We start from the raw sequence: 16,969 nt of genomic DNA, 5'->3' as shown, positions 1-16,969 counted from the left end.
GAGAAGGTGCCCCGAAGGGGCGGATGAGGGTACGGACGCGCGTGATGCCATGCCGTGCAATTTAGCTCCGTCGCGCCACCACTACCGCAATGCCCCCAACAACCACGCCCACGCCGGCAAAGTGACCAGCGACAGCAGGATGCCGTAGCCGACCAAGGCCGCGGCCAGGCGCGGCGCCAGGCGATGCGAGATCGCCAGCAGGGCGGCGGTGATCATGGTCGGCATCGCCGATTCCAGCACGTTGGCCTGCAGCGCCTGCCCACGCAGGCCCAGCGCCCACGACATTGGCCAGGCCAGGGCCGGCAGCACCAGCAGCTTCAACATCAGCCCGGCAGCCAGCGGTGCCAGTTCCTCGCGCGGCAGCCGCAACTGGATGGAGAACCCCACCGCCAGCATCACCAGCGGCAGCATCGCGTCGGCCAGGTGCTGCAGGCCGGAGGCGATCCACGCCGGCGGCTGCGCCGGCATCAGCGTCAGCGCGAACAGCAGCGCCCACAGCGGCGGGAAGCGCGCCATCCGCAGCAGGGTCTGCCGCGGCGATGGCGGCGCCTCGCCGCTGTAGCGCGCCAGCACGTACAGGCCGAAGCTGGACAGCAACACGAAGGTGCCGAACTGGTCGTAGACCACCGCATACGGCAGGGCCGCCTCGCCGAGCAGCGCGCGCACCATCGGGTAGCCGATGAAGCTGGAATTGGCCAGCGCCACGCACAGCAGCAGCACCGCCTGCTGCTCGCGGCGCAGCCGCAGCGGCCCGCGCAGGGCCAGCATCGCCAGCACGCTCACGCCGGTCAGCAGCCACGGCGTCAGCATCAATCCGAGCAGCTCCCAATTGAACTGCAGGCGCGGCACGTAGATCAGTACGGACGCCGGCAGGCACAGGTACAGCACCACGCCGTTGAGCACCTCGGTGGTGTTGGCCGGCAACACGCGCAGGCGCGCGAACAGCTTGCCGAGCGCCAGCATGGCCAGAATCAGGGCAAAGGCATCGAAGGCCATCGCGACAACGCAACTCGACGAGAATCGGCCCGCATCATCGCATGCGCGGTGTGGACGCGATGGAGGCGCGGCCGCCGCGGCCGCGCCGACATGCCAGCGCGTGGCAGATCAAAGATGGCGATCGTGATCCGCAACGCGCGGGGCATACCGGCCCACCAGCGCCGCGTCGGCAACGCCTGCGTGGGCGACATCGCGCTCGGCGCGACGCGTGGGGACGCCTGCGTGCGTTGCGCCTCAAACGGCAGCAAACGCGAAGGCGACAGCCGCATCGCTTTCGACGCAGGCCTCGACGCGCGCCCCGCCCTGCCGCGGTAGGCGCGCTGCGCGCCGACTCAGGGCCAGGCCGGCGGCGCTGCCTTCCAGGCGGCCTGCACTTCGGCAAGAGTGGCACGCTCGTCGTCGCGCCAGGTCGGCAGCAAGGCCACGAAATCGGCCGTGGCGCCCCATTTGTCCGGCCAGGTGCGCGCCGCCGCGGCATACCACTTCACCGCCTCGTCCTTGCGCTGCAAGCGCCACAGTGCCAGCGCCAGGGTCGGCGGCAGCCAGTCCGGCGCGGCCGGGCGACCGTTGACCAGCGCGCCCCACTGCGCCAGCGCGCGCGCCGGGTCGCCGGCACGCAGCAGGTCCCAGCCGTAGTTCCACTGCACCTGGCGCCGCTGCACACCGGCGGGCAGCCCGTGCAACGCGGCCTGGTACAGCTGTTCGCCCAGTTCCTGGCGGCCGCCGGCCATGGCGATGCCGGCCAACTGCGCGCGCGCTTCGTTGGCATCGGGGTCGCGCTGCACGGCGCTGGCCAGGCGATCGACCAGGGCCTCGCCGCTGCCGGCGATGGCGGTGACCGGACGCGTGGTGCTGCGGTCTTCGTCGAAATAGAACTCTTTCGGTGCCGGCAATGCCTGCGCCCGCACGCTGGCCGCGGCGGCCAGCCCGATGCAGGCCAGCATCGCGGCCACTGCGTATGTGTATGCCTTCACTGCTGCAATCCCCTGGAGTGATCCCCTCACCCGGGTCCCATCCTACCCCGGCGGGGCCGACGTGGACGAGAACGAGCGCAAAAATCGCCGCTGATACAATCGGGACGATCGCGCGCGGCAGGCGCTGCGCGCCCGCCAGCCTTCCATTTCCGGGCAAGCCATGAACCGCATCGCCGATCCGCGTCCGTCGTCCTCCCTCGCCGCAGCGGCCGCTGGCGGCGTGGATACCGGCTATACGCTGGAAGACAAGTACACCCGAACCGACGGCCGCATCTACCTGTCCGGCGTGCAGGCGCTGGTGCGGCTGCCGCTGATGCAGCAGCTGCGCGACCGCGCCGCCGGGCTGAACACCGGCGGCTTCGTCAGCGGCTACCGCGGCAGCCCGCTGGGCGGGTTCGACCTGGAACTGTGGCGCGCGCGCAAGCACCTGGACGCGGCCAACGTGGTGTTCAAGCCCGGCCTCAACGAGGACCTGGGCGCGACCATGGTCTGGGGCACGCAGCAGACCAACCTGTTCCCCGGCGCGCGCGTGGATGGCGTGTACGCCATGTGGTACGGCAAGGGCCCGGGCGTGGACCGCTGCGGCGACGTGTTCAAGCACGGCAACGCCGCCGGCACCTCGCGCCACGGCGGCGTGCTGGCGCTGGCCGCCGACGACCACGCCTGCCGCAGCTCGACCCTGCCGCACGGCTCGGAGGACGAGTTCGTCAGCGCGATGATGCCGGTGCTCAACCCGGCCGGGGTGCAGGACATCCTCGACATGGGCCTGCTCGGCTGGGCGATGAGCCGCTACACCGGGCGCTGGATCGGCTTCAAGACCATCGCCGAGACGGTGGAATCCTCGGCCTCGGTGCAGGTGGACCCGTTCGCGCGGCAGATCGTGCTGCCGGAGGATTTCGAACTTCCGCCCGGCGGACTCAACATCCGCTGGCCGGATCCGCCGCTGGACCAGGAAATGCGCCTGCACCGCTACGCGGTGCGTGCGGCGCAGGCCTTCGCCCGCGCCAATGGCATCGACCGCACGGTGATGGACGCGCCGCAGGCGCGGCTGGGCATCGTCACCACCGGCAAGAGCTACCTAGACGTGCTGCAGGCGCTGGAATACCTGGGCCTGGACGCGGACGCCTGCGCGCGCATCGGCATCCGCGTGTACAAGGTCGGCATGACCTGGCCGCTGGAGCCGCTGGGCATCGCCGCGTTCGCGCGCGGGCTGCAGGACATCGTCGTGGTGGAGGAGAAGAAGGCCTTCATCGAGCGGCAGATGAAGGAGCAGTTCTACAACTGGCCTGCCAGCGCCGGCCCGCGCCCGAGCATCGTCGGCAAGTACGACGAGGCCGGCGAATGGATCCTGCCGTCCACCGGCGAACTGACCCCGGCCACCATCGCCGGAGTGATCGGCCAGCGCATCCTGCGCCTGCCGCAGTCCGCCGCGCTCGACACCGACTCGATCCAGCAGCGGCTGCGCTGGATGGAGGCCAAGGAAGCGGAAATGGCGCTGCCGCGCGCCAACTTCCCGCGCGTGCCGCACTACTGCTCCGGCTGCCCGCACAACACCTCCACGGTGGTGCCGGAGGGCTCGCGCGCGCTCGGCGGCATCGGCTGCCACTACATGGTGACGTGGATGGACCGCGCCACCGACACCTTCACCCACATGGGCGGCGAAGGCGTCACCTGGGCCGGGCAGGCGCCGTTCACCGACACCCCGCACGTGTTCCAGAACCTGGGCGACGGCACCTATTTCCACAGCGGCTCGCTGGCGATCCGCCAGTCGATCGCCGCCGGCGTCAACATCACCTACAAGATCCTCTACAACGACGCGGTGGCGATGACCGGCGGGCAGCCGGTGGACGGCACCCTCAGCGTGCCCGACATCGCCCGGCAGATGCGCGCCGAGGGCGTGCACACCATCGCCCTGGTCAGCGACGACATCGGCAAGTGGACGCGGCGCCGCGAGCTGTTCCCCAGCGACGTGGAGTTCCACGACCGCAGCGAACTGGACGCGGTGCAGCGGCGCCTGCGCGAGGTCAAGGGCACCAGCGTGCTGATCTACGACCAGACCTGCGCCACCGAGAAGCGGCGCCGGCGCAAGCGCGGCAAGCTGCCCGATCCGCCCAAGCGCGTGCTGGTCAACTCGCTGGTCTGCGAAGGCTGCGGCGACTGCGGTGAGAAGAGCTTCTGCGTGTCGGTGCTGCCGAAGGAGACCGAGTACGGACGCAAGCGCCAGATCGACCAGTCCAGCTGCAACAAGGACTACTCCTGCGTGTCCGGGTTCTGCCCCAGCTTCGTCACCGTGCACGGCGGGCAGCCACGCAAGGGCCGCAAGGCCGAGGCCGCGGCACTGCTGGAGCAACTGCCGGCGCCGAACTTCCGCAGCGACCTGAGCCAGCCCTGGAACATCCTCATCACCGGCGTCGGCGGCACCGGCGTGGTCACCATCGGCGCGCTGCTGGGCATGGCCGGGCACCTGGAGGGCAAGGGCGCCAGCGTGCTCGACCAGACCGGCCTGGCGCAGAAGGGCGGCGCCGTCACCACGCATATCCGCATCGCGCGGCAACCGGAAGACCTGCACGCGGTGCGCATCGCCGCCGGCGAGGCGGACCTGGTGCTGGGTTGCGACATGGTCGTGGTCAACGACTACTGGGCGCTGTCGAAGGTGCGCGGCGACCGCTCGCAGGTGGTGCTGAACACCTACGAGGCGATGCCCGGTACCTTCACCACGCATCCGGACATGCAGTTCCCGGCAGCCGACATCATTGCCGGCGTGCGCCTGGCGCTGGGCGGGCGCGATCCGCTGCTGCTCGACGCCACACAGCTGGCCACCGCGCTGCTCGGCGACGCCATCGCCAGCAACCTGTTCATGCTCGGCTACGCGTGGCAGCAGGGCCTGGTGCCGCTGTCGCACGCCGCACTGATGCGCGCCATCGAGCTCAACGGCGCGGCCGTGACGATGAACCAGCAGGCCTTCGCCTGGGGTCGCCTGGCGGCGCTGGACCTGCCGGCGGTGCGACGCGCGGCGGGTCTCGCCGATCCGGCCGCGGACGAGGGCGAACGCCAGACGCTGGGCCTGCAGCAACTGCCGCCGGGCGAGTGGGAAGGCCACGAGGCCGGCGCCAGCGCCGCCCCGCGCAATCCGTCCAATCCGCGTCCGGCGCGCGAATTGCCGGCCGCCGCCGACAGCGGCGAGGCCGGGCACGCGCCGCTGGACGACAGTCGCCTGTCGCGCTCGCTGCACGAGCTTGTCGCGCGCCGCCACGCCTTCCTGGTCGACTACCAGGACGCCGCCTACGCCGCGCGCTACACCGCGCTGGTGGAGCGCGTGCGTGCCGCCGAGCAGCGGGTGGCCCCGGCCTCGACCGCGCTGACCGAAGCGGTGGCGCGCTACGCATTCAAGCTGATGGCCTACAAGGACGAGTACGAAGTCGCGCGGCTGTACACCAGCGGCGCGTTCGCGCAGCAGGTGCAGGCGCAGTTCGAGGGCGACTACCGCCTGCGCTTCCACCTGGCGCCGCCGCTGCTGGCGAAGAAGGACGAACACGGCCGGCTGCGCAAGCGCGAGTACGGGCCGTGGATGTTCACCGCGTTCAAGTGGCTGGCCAAGCTGCGCCGGCTGCGCGGTGGCGCCTTCGACGTGTTCGGCTACAGCGCCGAGCGCCGCGGCGAACGGCAGTTGATCGCCGACTACGTCGCCACCGTGGACGAACTGCTGCAGCGGCTGCAGGCCGACAACCTGGCGCTGGCGGTGCAGATCGCCAGCATTCCGGAACACATCCGCGGCTACGGCCACGTCAAGGAAGCGCACCTGCACGAAGCCAAGCAGCGCGAAGCGCGGCTGCTGGCGACCTGGCGCAATCCGAAGGCGCTGCATATCGTGCAGGCGGCCTGAGCGGGAGACGAACGCCTGCCGCCGTGCAGCGGCGGCGCAGTGGCGGCATCGAAGGCGTCTGACCGAACGCGGCGCGGCGGGCGCCGCGCCTGCCGCCCTCCCGCGCTCCCTGGCGTGCATCTGCTGCAGGAGCGGCTGCAGCCTCAACCCGACTCCAGCAGCACGCAGGACAGCAGCATCGCCCAGGGCAACCGGCCTTGGGCATCATCCGCGCGTTGCGTGGATCGCCAGCGATCCACGACCGCATCACCCTCGAAGGAACATCGCGTGAAGCGTTTGGTCAAACTCGCATGCATGGCGCTGGTGGGCGCCATCCTGCTGTTCTACCTGCTGGCGGAGCACGCTGGCCCCTGGATCATGCCGCGGTTCATCACGATACGCGTCGTGGCGGGGCCCGATCGGCCGCTCTCCGGCGCGAGGATCCGCGTCCAGCAGGACGTGTGGTCGATTCCGTGCCTGAGCTACATGGGGATCTCCGGCGCGAGTTGCGCATCGGGCAAATGGACGGTCTTCCATGGCCGCCTGGATCGCAACGGCGAGGCGCGTGTCTTGGTCTTTCAGGCAGCCGGGCTGCGGGCGGATTCGTATATCGCCTGCATCAATGGGAACCAGTACGAGGGCTACTTCGCCTACACCGAGTGGCCAGAGCAACAGGACGTGCAACGTCTCACCCTGGACTACAAGCGCCTGGAGCAGCAACGAACAGGTTGCATGAACGGCTATGGGGAAGAACCGCTGGCAGCCCCGGCATGGTGGGATGCGGCGTTGAAGGAAGACGCCGAGGCCGATGCGCAGGAGGACGATCCGTTGCAATCGACGGCGCAACAACCTGCGGGTAGTTCGCTGAAGTCGGACGGACTGTAGGGCCAGGCTGTAGGAGCGGCTTCAGCCGCGACCTGCCATGTCACCCGGTGGCGATGCAGCCTGTGCCAGCGCCTTCCCGCGCACCACTACCATGCAGATGGATCCCGGTCGATCGCGATGCTGTCGATGACGGAAGGGTCTGCGCGTCGGGACTGAAGTCCCTCCCACATGGTTGGGTCCGCACACTCCGTATACGCCACAGCGGCCCTAGGCGAGCGGCCGCTGTGTCGTATCGAGACGTCACTCTGTCGAGTGCCGGGTGGTAACTCGAGCGAAGGCACTCAACGGAACGAACGTCGAATCAGACCCGCGGATCGGGCGGATTGCCGCGGCCCGGGCGATCGTAGCGATCCGAATCGAAGGCTTCGCGCACGGCGGCCTTGGCCTGCGCCCAGCTCAGCCGCGAGCGATCCTTGGCGCGCTCCCAGCCGCTTTCCAGGTCCGTGTCCAGGCGGTCGTCCCAGACCCGGTCGCGGTAGCGGCTGCGCGCCTGCACGCCGTAGCGGTAGGCCGGGCGGTAGTCGTCGTAGCTGCTGTCGGTCTCGCGGTAGTCCACGGTGTCGAAGCGATCGGCGTAGTAGCGGTCGCTGTCCTCGTAGGTGCGGTAGGTGGCATCGGCGCGCTCCCAGGAATCGCGCGCGGCCAGCTTCGCCTCGTCCCACTCCAGGCGCGAGTCGCCGCGGCGCGTGCCCCAGTCGTGCGACAGTTCGCGCTCGTGTTCGTCCCACGTGCGCGAGGGATACTGCTCGCGGGCCTGCAGGCCCAGGCCGTAGGCCGCGGCGTAGTCGCGATCGTAGTCGTAATCGGCCTTGGCGTAGTCGCGGTTGCGGTATTCCTCGCGCCAGTAGGCGTCTTCGCCGGTGGGATCGATGCGCTCGGCCACGCCCTTGCCCGCAGCCGCGCCAGCGACCACGCCCACCGCTGCGCCGATCAAGGTGCCAAGCGGCCCGAACACGGTGCCGGCCAGTGCGCCCGCGGCCACGCCGCCGGCGGTGCCGCCGATACCGACCCCGACCGGATGCGAACCCGGGGTGCCGGAGATCGGGTCGCGATTGAGATCGCGGGCTTTGTCGTTGTTGTCCATGGGAACGCTCCGTGGCGAAGGAAGGAAGCACCGACCGCAGGCCCGTTCGGCGGCGGCGGGTGTCGACGCACAGTCGCAAGCGCGCGGTGAATCCGCCGTGGCACAGTGGTGAACCCGTCATGAGGGGCACGGCACGCTTTCGTCACCTGGACGCAACGCGCCACCGTCGGGCCGATCGCGCACCCGGTTCAGATCGTCGTCGCGGTCAGCCGCGCCTAGCCGCGGCGCCAGACCAGGCAACGGTTGTTGGCCGGCATCGCCACGTCTTCCTGCAACGTCAGGCCCTGCGCCTGCGCCAGCGCGTCCACCGCCTCGGCATCGCGGATGCCGCTGGCCGGGTCGCGCGCCTTCAGCCACGCATCGAAGTCGCGATTGCTGTCGCTGGTGAAGGCGCCGCCGTAATTGAACGGCCCATACACCACCAGCATGCCGCCGGCGCTGGCGGCAAGCAGTTGGCCGACCCCGGCGAAGAACGCCTGCACCGCGTCCCAGCCCATGATGTGCAAGGTATTGGAGGTGAACACCACATCGTAGCCGGTGTGCGGCCACGGCCCCTCGCGCACGTCCAGCGCCAGCGCCGGCGGCGTGTTCGGCAGGCCTGCCGCCGCCAGCCACTGCGCGATGCCGGGCAGGTGCTCGGCGCGCTCGCTGCATTGCCAACTCAAATGCGGCAGCGCCGCGGCGAAATGCACCGCGTGCTGGCCGGTGCCGCTGCCGATCTCCAGCACATGGCGGCGACCGGCGAAGTGCCGCTGCAGCACCCGCAGGATCGGATCGCGGTTGCGGTCGCAGGACGGGGCGTAGGGTCGATCGCTCATCGTGTCGTGCACCTGTGTGTGCCGTTGCGTGCCGCGACGGCACGCACCAGCGCGAATGGCAGCGACTGACGGCTCATCCGCGCGAGCGCACGAAAATGCGCTTGCCGCCGCCCTCGTTGCCGCGCTCCTCCAGTTCGAAGTGCGTCGACAGCCGGCGCAGCAGGTCGCTGAGCTTCTTGTGGCCGTACAGGCGCGGATCGAAATCCGGGCGCACCTTGTTCAGATAGCTGCCGACGCTACCCAGCCCGGCCCAGCCCTGGTCGTCGGAGGCTTCCTCGATGGCCTGGCGCAGCAGGGTCAGCGGCGCCTGCTTGGTCTCGTTGGCAGCGGGCGTCGGCTCGGGTTTGGCCGGCGTCGCGGCCGGCTTCTTGCGGCCCTTGGCCGCCGGCTTGGCGGCCGCAGCGGCGGGCTTGGCCGGTTCGGCGGCGCTGGCCTCGCTGCGCAGCACTTCGGTGTAGATGAACTTGTCGCAGGCCTGCACGAACGCATCCGGGGTCTTGCGTTCGCCGAAGCCGTACACCGTCGGCCCCTCCTCGCGCAGGCGCTGCGCCAGGCGGGTGAAGTCGCTGTCGCTGGAAACCAGGCAGAAGCCGTCGAAGCGGCCGGTGTAGAGCAGGTCCATCGCATCGATGATCAGCGAGCTGTCGGTGGCATTCTTGCCGCTGGTGTAGGCGAACTGCTGCACCGGGCTGATCGAGTGCTTCAGCAGCGCCTGCTTCCACTGGGTCATGCGCGTGCTGGTGAAATCGCCGTAGATGCGCTTGACGCTGGCCAGGCCGTACTTGGCGACTTCGGCGAGCAGGCCTTCGATGACCGACGGCTGCGCGTTGTCGGCGTCGATCAGCACCGCCAGCCGCGGCTGGTCGTCGTCGCTGTCGGAACGGTGGCGGGTTTTCATGGCGTGCACCTGCGGCAAGGAAAGAGCGGGAGAAGCGTGGAAGCGGTCACCACTGTGCCAGCGCGCGCTGCCCACAGCCAGCGCAATGCGGCGACCGCCATGGCTCATCGCCCTGCCGGCAGCGCCTCGTAGGCCTGGCGCACCGCGGCCTCGCCGTAGCGGCGTTCCAGCCGGCGCACGGTGAAGTGGCCGCGCGCCATCGCCTGGAAGTGGGCGATGAACACCGTGTTGAGCAGCGCGCCGCTGGCCGCGCCGACCAGCGGCACCGCCTGCGCCGCCAGCTTCTCGCTGACCGTCACCGAGAACTTGGCGGCGATGCGCGACAGCAGCGACACCAGCACCGGCGCGCCCTTGCTGCCCAGGCCATGCGCGGCGATGTACTGCGCGGCGGCGCTGAGCTGCTGCGCCATCGCCGCACGCACCGCGAAGTAACCCGATTCGCTGCCATCGTCGCGCTGGCTGCGGCCGCCGTGCGCCAGCACTTCCAGGCAGGCCAGGGCGGTCGCCGGATCGTCCAGGCGCTCGCCTTCGGCGCGGGCGATGTCGGCAATGGAGCGCAGCATCAAGGTGGTGGTCAGCGGCAGTTCCACCACCAGCCCGGGCAGGCCGAAGAAGCCGCCGGCGGCGCCGGTCGCCGCCACCGCGGCGCCATGCAGGCGCGGCCGCGCGCGTTCCGGCGCCTGCCCACGCAGGGTCAGCAGCGCCGAGCGCAACGCCACCCGCAGCGCGCGCTGGCTGACCGCATCGATGCGCGAGGACAGCATCTTCGGCAGGCGCTTGCTGATCAGCGCCTCGATCGGCGCGCCCACCGCATTGGCGATCTTCGCCGCCAGGCCGGGGTGTTCCAGCAGGGCGCGCGCCTGGGCCAGGTCGCGGTGGTCGGCGGCATCCATCACGGGGACGGGCAGTAGCGTGGTCATGGCCGAAGCTCGTGGCGAGGGAGGCGACAGCATGCACCGGGCGGCAGCGACATGGTGTCGAGAGCCGATGACCGGTTCGGGACGTTCAGCGGTCGGCGCGCCCGTGCGCCCAGGGCCAGCCCTAGATCCGCTCCAGCGCGCGCTGGCGGGTGCGCGGTCCGAACCGGCCCACCACCGCGGCGGCAATCAGCAGGCTGGCGGCGATGAAGCCGAGCACGCCGCGATGGCCGGTGCGGTCCAGCAGCATGCCGATCAGCAGGCTGCTGGCGGCGGTGGACAGGCGGCTGAAGGAATAGCAGAAGCCCACCGCGCGGGCGCGCAGCGCCGTGGGGAACAATTCGGCCTGGTAACCGTGGTAGGCGAAGCTCATCCAGGCATTGCAGAAGGTGACCGCCGCGCCGCAGGCGATCAGCAACAGCGGCTGGTGCTGCCAGGCGAACAGCAGGCCGAACAGCATCGCGCCCAGCGCCGACACCACCACCTGCCACTTGTTCTCCCAGCGCTGCGCCACGCCCATCAGCAGCAGCGGTGCCACGGGATACGCCAGCGAGATGGCGAAGGCGTAGCCGAGCCCGTGCACGCTGTCGGCGCCTTGCCGCGCCAGCAGCGCCGGCAGCCAGTTGCCGAAACCGAAGAAACCGATCGCCTGGAAGATGTGGAAGGTCACCAGCATTGCCATGCGGCGCCGGTACGGGGGCTGCCATAGCGCGGAGAAGCGCGGCGGCGGCGCAAGGGAGGCAGGGAGCGGATCCGGCGCCGGCAACGGCCGCCCCAGGTCGGCGGCACAGCGCGCCTCCAGCCGCTGCAGCACCGCGTCGGCCTCGGCGTGGCGGCCCTGGGTGGCCAGCCAGCGTGGCGACTCCGGCAAACGGCTGCGCAGCCACCACACCGCCAGCGCGAAGCCGCCGCTGAGCAGCGCCACCCAACGCCAGCCGCTCAGGCCTAGCGGCGCGTGCGGCACTAGCGCCCAGGCGCTCAGCGCCACCGCCGGCACCGCCAGGAACTGCACGCAGAACGCCAGCGCGAACGCCGCGCCACGCATTTGCCGCGGCACCATTTCCGACAGGTAGGTGTCGATGGTGACCAGCTCCACGCCCAGGCCGATGCCGACCACGCCGCGCCACAGGATGACCCCCGGCGCGCTGTGCTGCAGGCCCATCGCCACGGTCGCCACGCTGTACCAGAGCAGCGCAAAGGAGAACACCGCGCGGCGTCCGACACGATCGACCAGCGGGCTGAGCAGGCTTGCGCCGAGGAACAGGCCCAGGAAGGTCGCCGAGGCGAACGCGGCCTGGTCGGCGATGCCGAACACGCCGGCCGCGCCCTCGGCGAAGATGCCATCGCGCAGCAGGCCGGGGCTGAGGTAGGCGGTCTGGAACAGGTCGTACAGTTCGAAGAAGCCGCCCAGCGCCAGCAGCGCCACCAGGCGCCACAGGGTGCGGGTGGGCGGCAGGCGCTCCATGCGCGCCGCGACCAGGGCGACGGGATCGGAAGCGGCAACGGCGACATCGCGCATGCGGGTGGGTCCTGGGGGGAGGAAACGCGCCGCCGCATGCTGCCCGATCCGCCGCCGCGCGCGCCACCGCGTCGGGCGAAAACTGCAGACCGCGCCGCTTCGGCGTTCAGCGAGATGTCGGCTTCGGCGCGGCCGGACACGGCGGGTGCCGGCAACGGATCAGCGCAGGAACAGAATGTCCAGGTCGCGGTCGGGCATGAAGTCGCGCTGGCGGAACTCGAAAGTGAGCGCATCGGTGCGCTGCAGGTCGCCGTCGAAGCACAGGCTGAGCAGGTCGCCGGGGGCGCGCTTCTTCAGGGTGAGGTGGAAGTCCTGGATCGGCCCTTTCCAGTTGGCGCCGGTGCGCAGCACGTAGCGCAGGTTGCTCCACTGCAGGCCGTTGGCGCCGGCGCGGCGACGCATGCGCTGTTGGGTGGCGGCGTCCAGGCAGGTGGGCTTGGCGTACTCGCCGATCAGATCGCTGGCGAGCATCGGCACGCCGGTGGCGACGCTGGGCACGTAGCTGTGGCGGATCGCCACCGTGCCGCCGGCGGGGAAGCGCTGCTGCCAGACGAAGTATTCGCTGAGGGTGAAGCGCGGCTGCCCGTCCGCATCGAACCAGCGCCCGGGCAGCGGCTTGCGGCCGGCCGGGACGTTGCCGCTCTCGACGTACTCGGCCAAGTCGTCCGGCGTCCAGCCACTGGCCGCCCAGGCACGCGAGATGTCGCTGCCGTCAAGCTTCGCCACCAGCCGGCGCTCGGTGCGCACCGGCTTGCCGTCCACCCACAGCTTGAAGTCGGTGAGCGCACTGTGGTCGGCCATGCCGAAGTACATCGGCGGCATCGGGAAAGCGATCGGCACCAGCAGCTCGCGCGTGCTGGTGTTGGTGAACACGTAGTCCACCTGCACCCGCTCCTCGCTGACGAACAGGTCTTCCTTGCTCATGCGGATGTCCGGCTGGCGGATCAGCTCGATGGAGCCATTGGCGTCGCCGATGCTGCTGTCGTTGGCGAAGGCGGACGCGGCGGCGAACAGCAAGCACGGCAGCAGGGAGGGCAGCAGGCGGCGCGGCGAGACGTTGGTGGTCATGGAATCGGGGGTCGATCGGATGGGCGCCGCGACCGCAGCGCGGCGCCGGCGAACGAGCGCCATGGTAACCGCGGCGCATCACGCGCCGCATCGCGCCCCTCCACGGCGTTTGCTACGGTAGCCGCCGCCGTCACGGGGGGAAGGCCATCGCCATGTTCAAAGCATTCGCAACGCTGGCGCTGCTGGCGTCCGCCGGGCTGGCCGCAGCGCAGGCACCGGGCGCGCGCAGCTACGCCAACCCGATCGACCTGGACTACCGCTACAACTTCGAGCAGTTGAACGAAGGCATTTCCTACCGCACCGGCGCCGATCCGGTGTTCGTGCACTTCGGCGATGCCTACTACCTGTTCCAGACCCTGGCCGACGGCTACTGGCGCTCCCCCAACCTGCTCGACTGGCAGTTCGTCACGCCCAGCCGCTGGCCGTTCGAGAGCATCGTCGCGCCGGCGGTGGTCGCCGACGGCGACCGCCTGGTGATCATGCAGTCGGCCTTCGAACCGCGCCCGCTGCTGCAGACCCGCGACCCGGCCAGCGGCCAACTCGACTTCCTGACCCGGCTGCTGCCCACGCTGCCGCGCGCCCAGCCGATCGGCACCGAGATGAAGGGCAGGCCGCTCAGCGACGTGCCGCCCGGCCCCTGGGATCCGGACCTGTTCATCGACGACGACGGCCAGTGGTACCTGTACTGGGGCTCGTCGGACCGCTACCCGCTGTACGGCATCGCCATGGACCGCAGTGCGCAGGGCTTCGCCTTCCGCGGCGTGCCGACGCCGCTGCTCGCGCTGGACCCGGCGCAGCATGGCTGGGAGCGCTTCGGCCCCGATCACCGCGGCGCCCGCTTCCCGGACGGCAGCCCGATCGGCAGCTTCCTGGAAGGCGCATGGATGACCAAGACCGGCGGCCGCTACTACCTGCAATACGGCGCGCCGGGCAGCGAGTACAACGCCTACGCCAACGGCGTGTACGTCGGCGAGCACCCGCTCGGCCCGTTCGTCTACGCACCCTACAACCCGGTGGCGTACAAGCCCGGCGGTTTCATGCAGGGCGCCGGCCACGGTTCCACCTTCCAGGACGCGCACGGCAACTGGTGGAACAGCGGCACCGCCTGGATCGGCGCCAACTGGACCTTCGAACGGCGCATCGTGCTGTTCCCGGCCGCGTTCGCCGACGACGGGCAGATGCGCGTGTCCACCCGCTTCGGCGATTTCCCGCACTGGATGCCGGACGGCCCGGTGGCCGACCCGGAGACGCTGTTCACCGGCTGGATGCTGCTGTCCTACCGCAAGCCGGCCACCGCCTCGTCCACCCTGGACGGCTTCGCCGCCGACCGCACCACCGACGAGGACCCGCGCAGCTACTGGGTCGCCGCACGCAACGCGGCCGGCGAGACCCTCACCGTGGACCTGGGCGGGGAGCGCAACGTGCGCGCAGTGCAGATCAACTTCGCCGACTACCGTGCCGGCCGCTACGGCGATGCGCCGGACATCTACACCGCGTTCCGGCTGCAGCACTCGCGCGACGGCCGCCACTGGCTGCCGCTGGCCGAGGTCGGCGACGGCGCCGACCGCCGCGACCGGCCCAACGCCTACCTGCAACTGCCCGCATCGGTGCGCACCCGCTACATCCGCTACGTGCACGGCCACGTCGGCGCCGCCCATCTGGCGATCAGCGACCTGCGCGTGTTCGGCAACGCCGACGGCGCCCCGCCACCGGCGCCCACCGGCGTGGTCGCGCACCGCGAGGCCGACCGCCGCAACGCCCGCGTGCACTGGCAGGCGGTACCCGGCGCCGTCGGCTACAACGTGCGCTGGGGCCTGCGCGCCGACCGCCTCACCCTCACCTACCAGGTGTTCGCCGACCGCGGCACCGACCTGGAACTCCGCGCGCTCAACGTCGACCAGGACTACGTGTTCGCCGTCGAAGCGTTCGACGAACGCGGTGTCTCCCCGCTGAGCGCACCCATCGCCGTGCCATGAAGCCATCACGGCCTTCCCGTATGCTTGGCGCCACCTCGACCGCGCACCGGCGATGCGGCGCGCGGCAGGATCGGTTGCCGATCGAAGGAGAAGGACGATGCACCAGCACCAGGGAACCCAGCGCCAGCGCCGGTTGCGCGCATGGCTGATCGCCGCGGTGGTCGCTGGCGTGTGCGGCAACGCCGCCGCGCAGCAGATGGACCCGCGCGACGCGCAACTTCAGCAACAGCAACGCCTGCTGCAGCAGCAGGCCGAGCAGATCCAGCAGATGCAGCAGCAACTGCAGCAGACGCCGCCGGCCGGCGCCGAAGCCGCTGCACCGAGCGATGGCCTGTCCGCCACCTACCACGACTGCCGCAAGCAGGCCCAGGGCCTGGACGAGAACCGGCGCTGCATCCAGCGCGAACAGCGCGTGCAGCAGGAACGCCTGGACCGCGCCTACGACAAGCTGCGCTACCGCCTCAGCGGCATGGACCGCTCCCGCCTGATGGATGCGCAATCCACCTGGCAGCAGTCCAACGACCAGGCCGCACAGCTCGACCGTACGTTCGGCGCCCGCGGCCAGGAGGCTGGCCTGCAAAGCGCCGAGGCCACCCTGCGCCGGATCAGCTCCCGCGCCGACGAACTGGAAGGCTATACGCGCGGCGGGCGTTGAGGGCAGTGACAGGCAAGCTGTCGGACGCTACGCGGCAGCGTGTTGCGGTGCTGAACAGGCGATTGTCCCAGGCAGCAAAGCACAGCTGAGGTCTTTCAAAGGCGTTGCACGGAGGCCGGAGATGGCAGGCATGGAACAACGAGATCAGATTCGTAAGCGGAGCACGTCGCCACAACTGCCGCACCCTGGCCTTGTCTCATCGTTCAAATGGGCGCACGCGCGCTGGCTCGGCACCCGGTGCCTCGGGGCCTTGTCCGCGATCGTGCTAAGTGGCGCAGTCGCGGCGGCTCCGTCCTTGCCGTCGGGCGCGGAGTTGTTGGCGTTGCAGAAGGACGCGCTGCGTCCCACATATTCGCAGTGTCTCGCCAAGGCGATGCAGCAGGAGGGGCGGGAACGCTGCGTGGACGAGGAGTTCGCCTACCAGGACGGCGAGTTGAACAGGGTCTACCGCGCCCGCATGACGGCCCTGCCGTCCGCGAAAGAGCGATCGGCGTTGCAAGCCGCACAGCGCCAATGGATCGCGCAGATCTACCAGAATCGGTGCAAGCTGCCAGAGCAGGCAAGCCCGGCGATGCGCCTGGATGCCAAGCAATGCAGGCTGGCCACGACGATCAGCCGCCTGCGCCAACTGAACGATCCGCAGTTCGTCGCGTCGATCAGTGCCGCCAAGCCGATCACGCCGTCGCCCGATGCAGGCTCGGCGGCGAAGGTGTTCACTGCGACTGGGCTGCCGGATGCGGCGGGACAGGTCGCGTTTTCCCTGGGAGATCTAAGCCTGCAGGTCGCAGACGCACATTGTCGCGACACCGGCGGGCTACTGCTGCGCTGCGCGCCCGCGACGGTCGTGGTGCGGCGTCCGGCGGGTGAGCAGTCCATCCCGGTCCCGTCGCTGGTCTTTTTGAACAAGACAACCGACCAGCAAGAGTATGTCGCCGCCTATCGCGGCCCCATTACTCAACAGGGCGAAGAGAGCGAGGGCCTGCATTACACCGTGATCGTCTCGGACATCAATGGTGACGGCTACGACGATCTGCTGTTGTGGACCGACTTTTCCGGCCGCCTCGGCGCGCCCGCCTATACCTATTATCTATTCGATCCAAAGGCCAAGCGCTTCGTGAAGAGCGAGAAGCTCGCACAGGCGACACGCGGCCTCACACTCTCCGGCATCAGCGGCACGACCCTGCATCTGTGGTCGGAAGAAGGACAATGCAAGCGCACCATGGTGGCGCTTGCTCTGCATGGAACGACACCGACGCGGCATTCCAGCAAGACCATCGATTCCTGCAAGTAGCTAAGCCAGTGCGGCGCAACCCTCGC

General features: G+C 70.0%; 14 protein-coding genes. 6 read left to right on the top strand and 8 right to left on the bottom strand.

Features of this window, described 5'->3' with window-relative positions; translation table 11 throughout:
- Positions 1-81: 81 nt before the first annotated feature.
- On the bottom strand, positions 82-996 hold the full coding sequence (locus AC1PLR_RS00970; RefSeq protein ID WP_481102366.1) for an AEC family transporter: 915 nt from the start codon (positions 994-996) through the stop codon (positions 82-84).
- A gap of 114 nt (positions 997-1,110) precedes the next feature.
- Here AC1PLR_RS00970 and AC1PLR_RS00965 point away from each other — a divergent pair, with 114 nt between their 5' ends.
- On the top strand, positions 1,111-1,311 hold the full coding sequence (locus tag AC1PLR_RS00965; protein ID WP_481102365.1) for a hypothetical protein: 201 nt from the start codon (positions 1,111-1,113) through the stop codon (positions 1,309-1,311).
- Positions 1,312-1,328: 17 nt separating this feature from the next.
- On the opposite strand, the gene AC1PLR_RS00960 is transcribed toward AC1PLR_RS00965, so the two are convergent.
- Positions 1,329-1,940: a tetratricopeptide repeat protein gene (locus tag AC1PLR_RS00960; RefSeq protein ID WP_481103507.1), complete on the bottom strand. Its 612-nt coding sequence runs from the start codon at positions 1,938-1,940 to the stop codon at positions 1,329-1,331.
- Positions 1,941-2,130: 190 nt separating this feature from the next.
- Between AC1PLR_RS00960 and AC1PLR_RS00955 the strand changes: the two genes are divergently transcribed.
- Positions 2,131-5,853, top strand: coding sequence for an indolepyruvate ferredoxin oxidoreductase family protein (locus AC1PLR_RS00955; protein WP_481102364.1), 3,723 nt, complete (start codon positions 2,131-2,133; stop codon positions 5,851-5,853).
- Between the two features lie 267 nt (positions 5,854-6,120).
- Positions 6,121-6,717 (top strand): hypothetical protein, encoded by a 597-nt coding sequence (locus AC1PLR_RS00950; protein ID WP_481102363.1) that lies wholly within the window; start codon positions 6,121-6,123, stop codon positions 6,715-6,717.
- 301 nt (positions 6,718-7,018) lie between these two features.
- Here AC1PLR_RS00950 and AC1PLR_RS00945 read toward each other — a convergent pair whose 3' ends face one another.
- The 6 genes from AC1PLR_RS00945 to AC1PLR_RS00920 form a co-directional block, all read right to left on the bottom strand.
- The gene (locus tag AC1PLR_RS00945; protein ID WP_420008521.1) at positions 7,019-7,801 is read right to left on the bottom strand and encodes a hypothetical protein; all 783 of its coding nucleotides are present in this window, start codon (positions 7,799-7,801) and stop codon (positions 7,019-7,021) included.
- A 215-nt stretch (positions 7,802-8,016) separates the two neighbouring features.
- On the bottom strand, positions 8,017-8,619 hold the full coding sequence (locus AC1PLR_RS00940; RefSeq protein WP_481102362.1) for a DUF938 domain-containing protein: 603 nt from the start codon (positions 8,617-8,619) through the stop codon (positions 8,017-8,019).
- A gap of 73 nt (positions 8,620-8,692) precedes the next feature.
- On the bottom strand, positions 8,693-9,517 hold the full coding sequence (locus AC1PLR_RS00935) for an NYN domain-containing protein (RefSeq protein ID WP_267120257.1): 825 nt from the start codon (positions 9,515-9,517) through the stop codon (positions 8,693-8,695).
- A gap of 104 nt (positions 9,518-9,621) precedes the next feature.
- Positions 9,622-10,437, bottom strand: a complete 816-nt coding sequence (locus AC1PLR_RS00930; RefSeq protein ID WP_371184031.1) for an EcsC family protein — start codon at positions 10,435-10,437, stop codon at positions 9,622-9,624.
- Between the two features lie 121 nt (positions 10,438-10,558).
- On the bottom strand, positions 10,559-11,953 hold the full coding sequence (locus AC1PLR_RS00925; RefSeq protein WP_481102361.1) for an MFS transporter: 1,395 nt from the start codon (positions 11,951-11,953) through the stop codon (positions 10,559-10,561).
- A gap of 159 nt (positions 11,954-12,112) precedes the next feature.
- On the bottom strand, positions 12,113-13,021 hold the full coding sequence (locus AC1PLR_RS00920) for a DUF4424 family protein (protein ID WP_481102360.1): 909 nt from the start codon (positions 13,019-13,021) through the stop codon (positions 12,113-12,115).
- A 152-nt stretch (positions 13,022-13,173) separates the two neighbouring features.
- On the opposite strand from AC1PLR_RS00920, the gene AC1PLR_RS00915 reads away from it, so the two are divergent.
- The 3 genes from AC1PLR_RS00915 (at position 13,174) to AC1PLR_RS00905 (ending at position 16,943) form a co-directional block, all read left to right on the top strand.
- Complete coding sequence (locus AC1PLR_RS00915; RefSeq protein WP_481102359.1) at positions 13,174-14,997, top strand: family 43 glycosylhydrolase; 1,824 nt, start codon at positions 13,174-13,176, stop codon at positions 14,995-14,997.
- Positions 14,998-15,094: 97 nt separating this feature from the next.
- Positions 15,095-15,652 (top strand): lysozyme inhibitor LprI family protein, encoded by a 558-nt coding sequence (locus AC1PLR_RS00910; RefSeq protein ID WP_481102358.1) that lies wholly within the window; start codon positions 15,095-15,097, stop codon positions 15,650-15,652.
- 130 nt (positions 15,653-15,782) lie between these two features.
- On the top strand, positions 15,783-16,943 hold the full coding sequence (locus AC1PLR_RS00905) for an XAC2610-related protein (protein WP_481102357.1): 1,161 nt from the start codon (positions 15,783-15,785) through the stop codon (positions 16,941-16,943).
- The last annotated feature ends 26 nt before the right edge of the window (positions 16,944-16,969 follow it).

The organism is Xanthomonas sp. NCPPB 3570, from assembly GCF_056725115.1.
The sequence above is the reverse complement of the archived record's forward strand: the minus strand, read 5'-3'. Positions and strand labels throughout refer to the sequence as shown.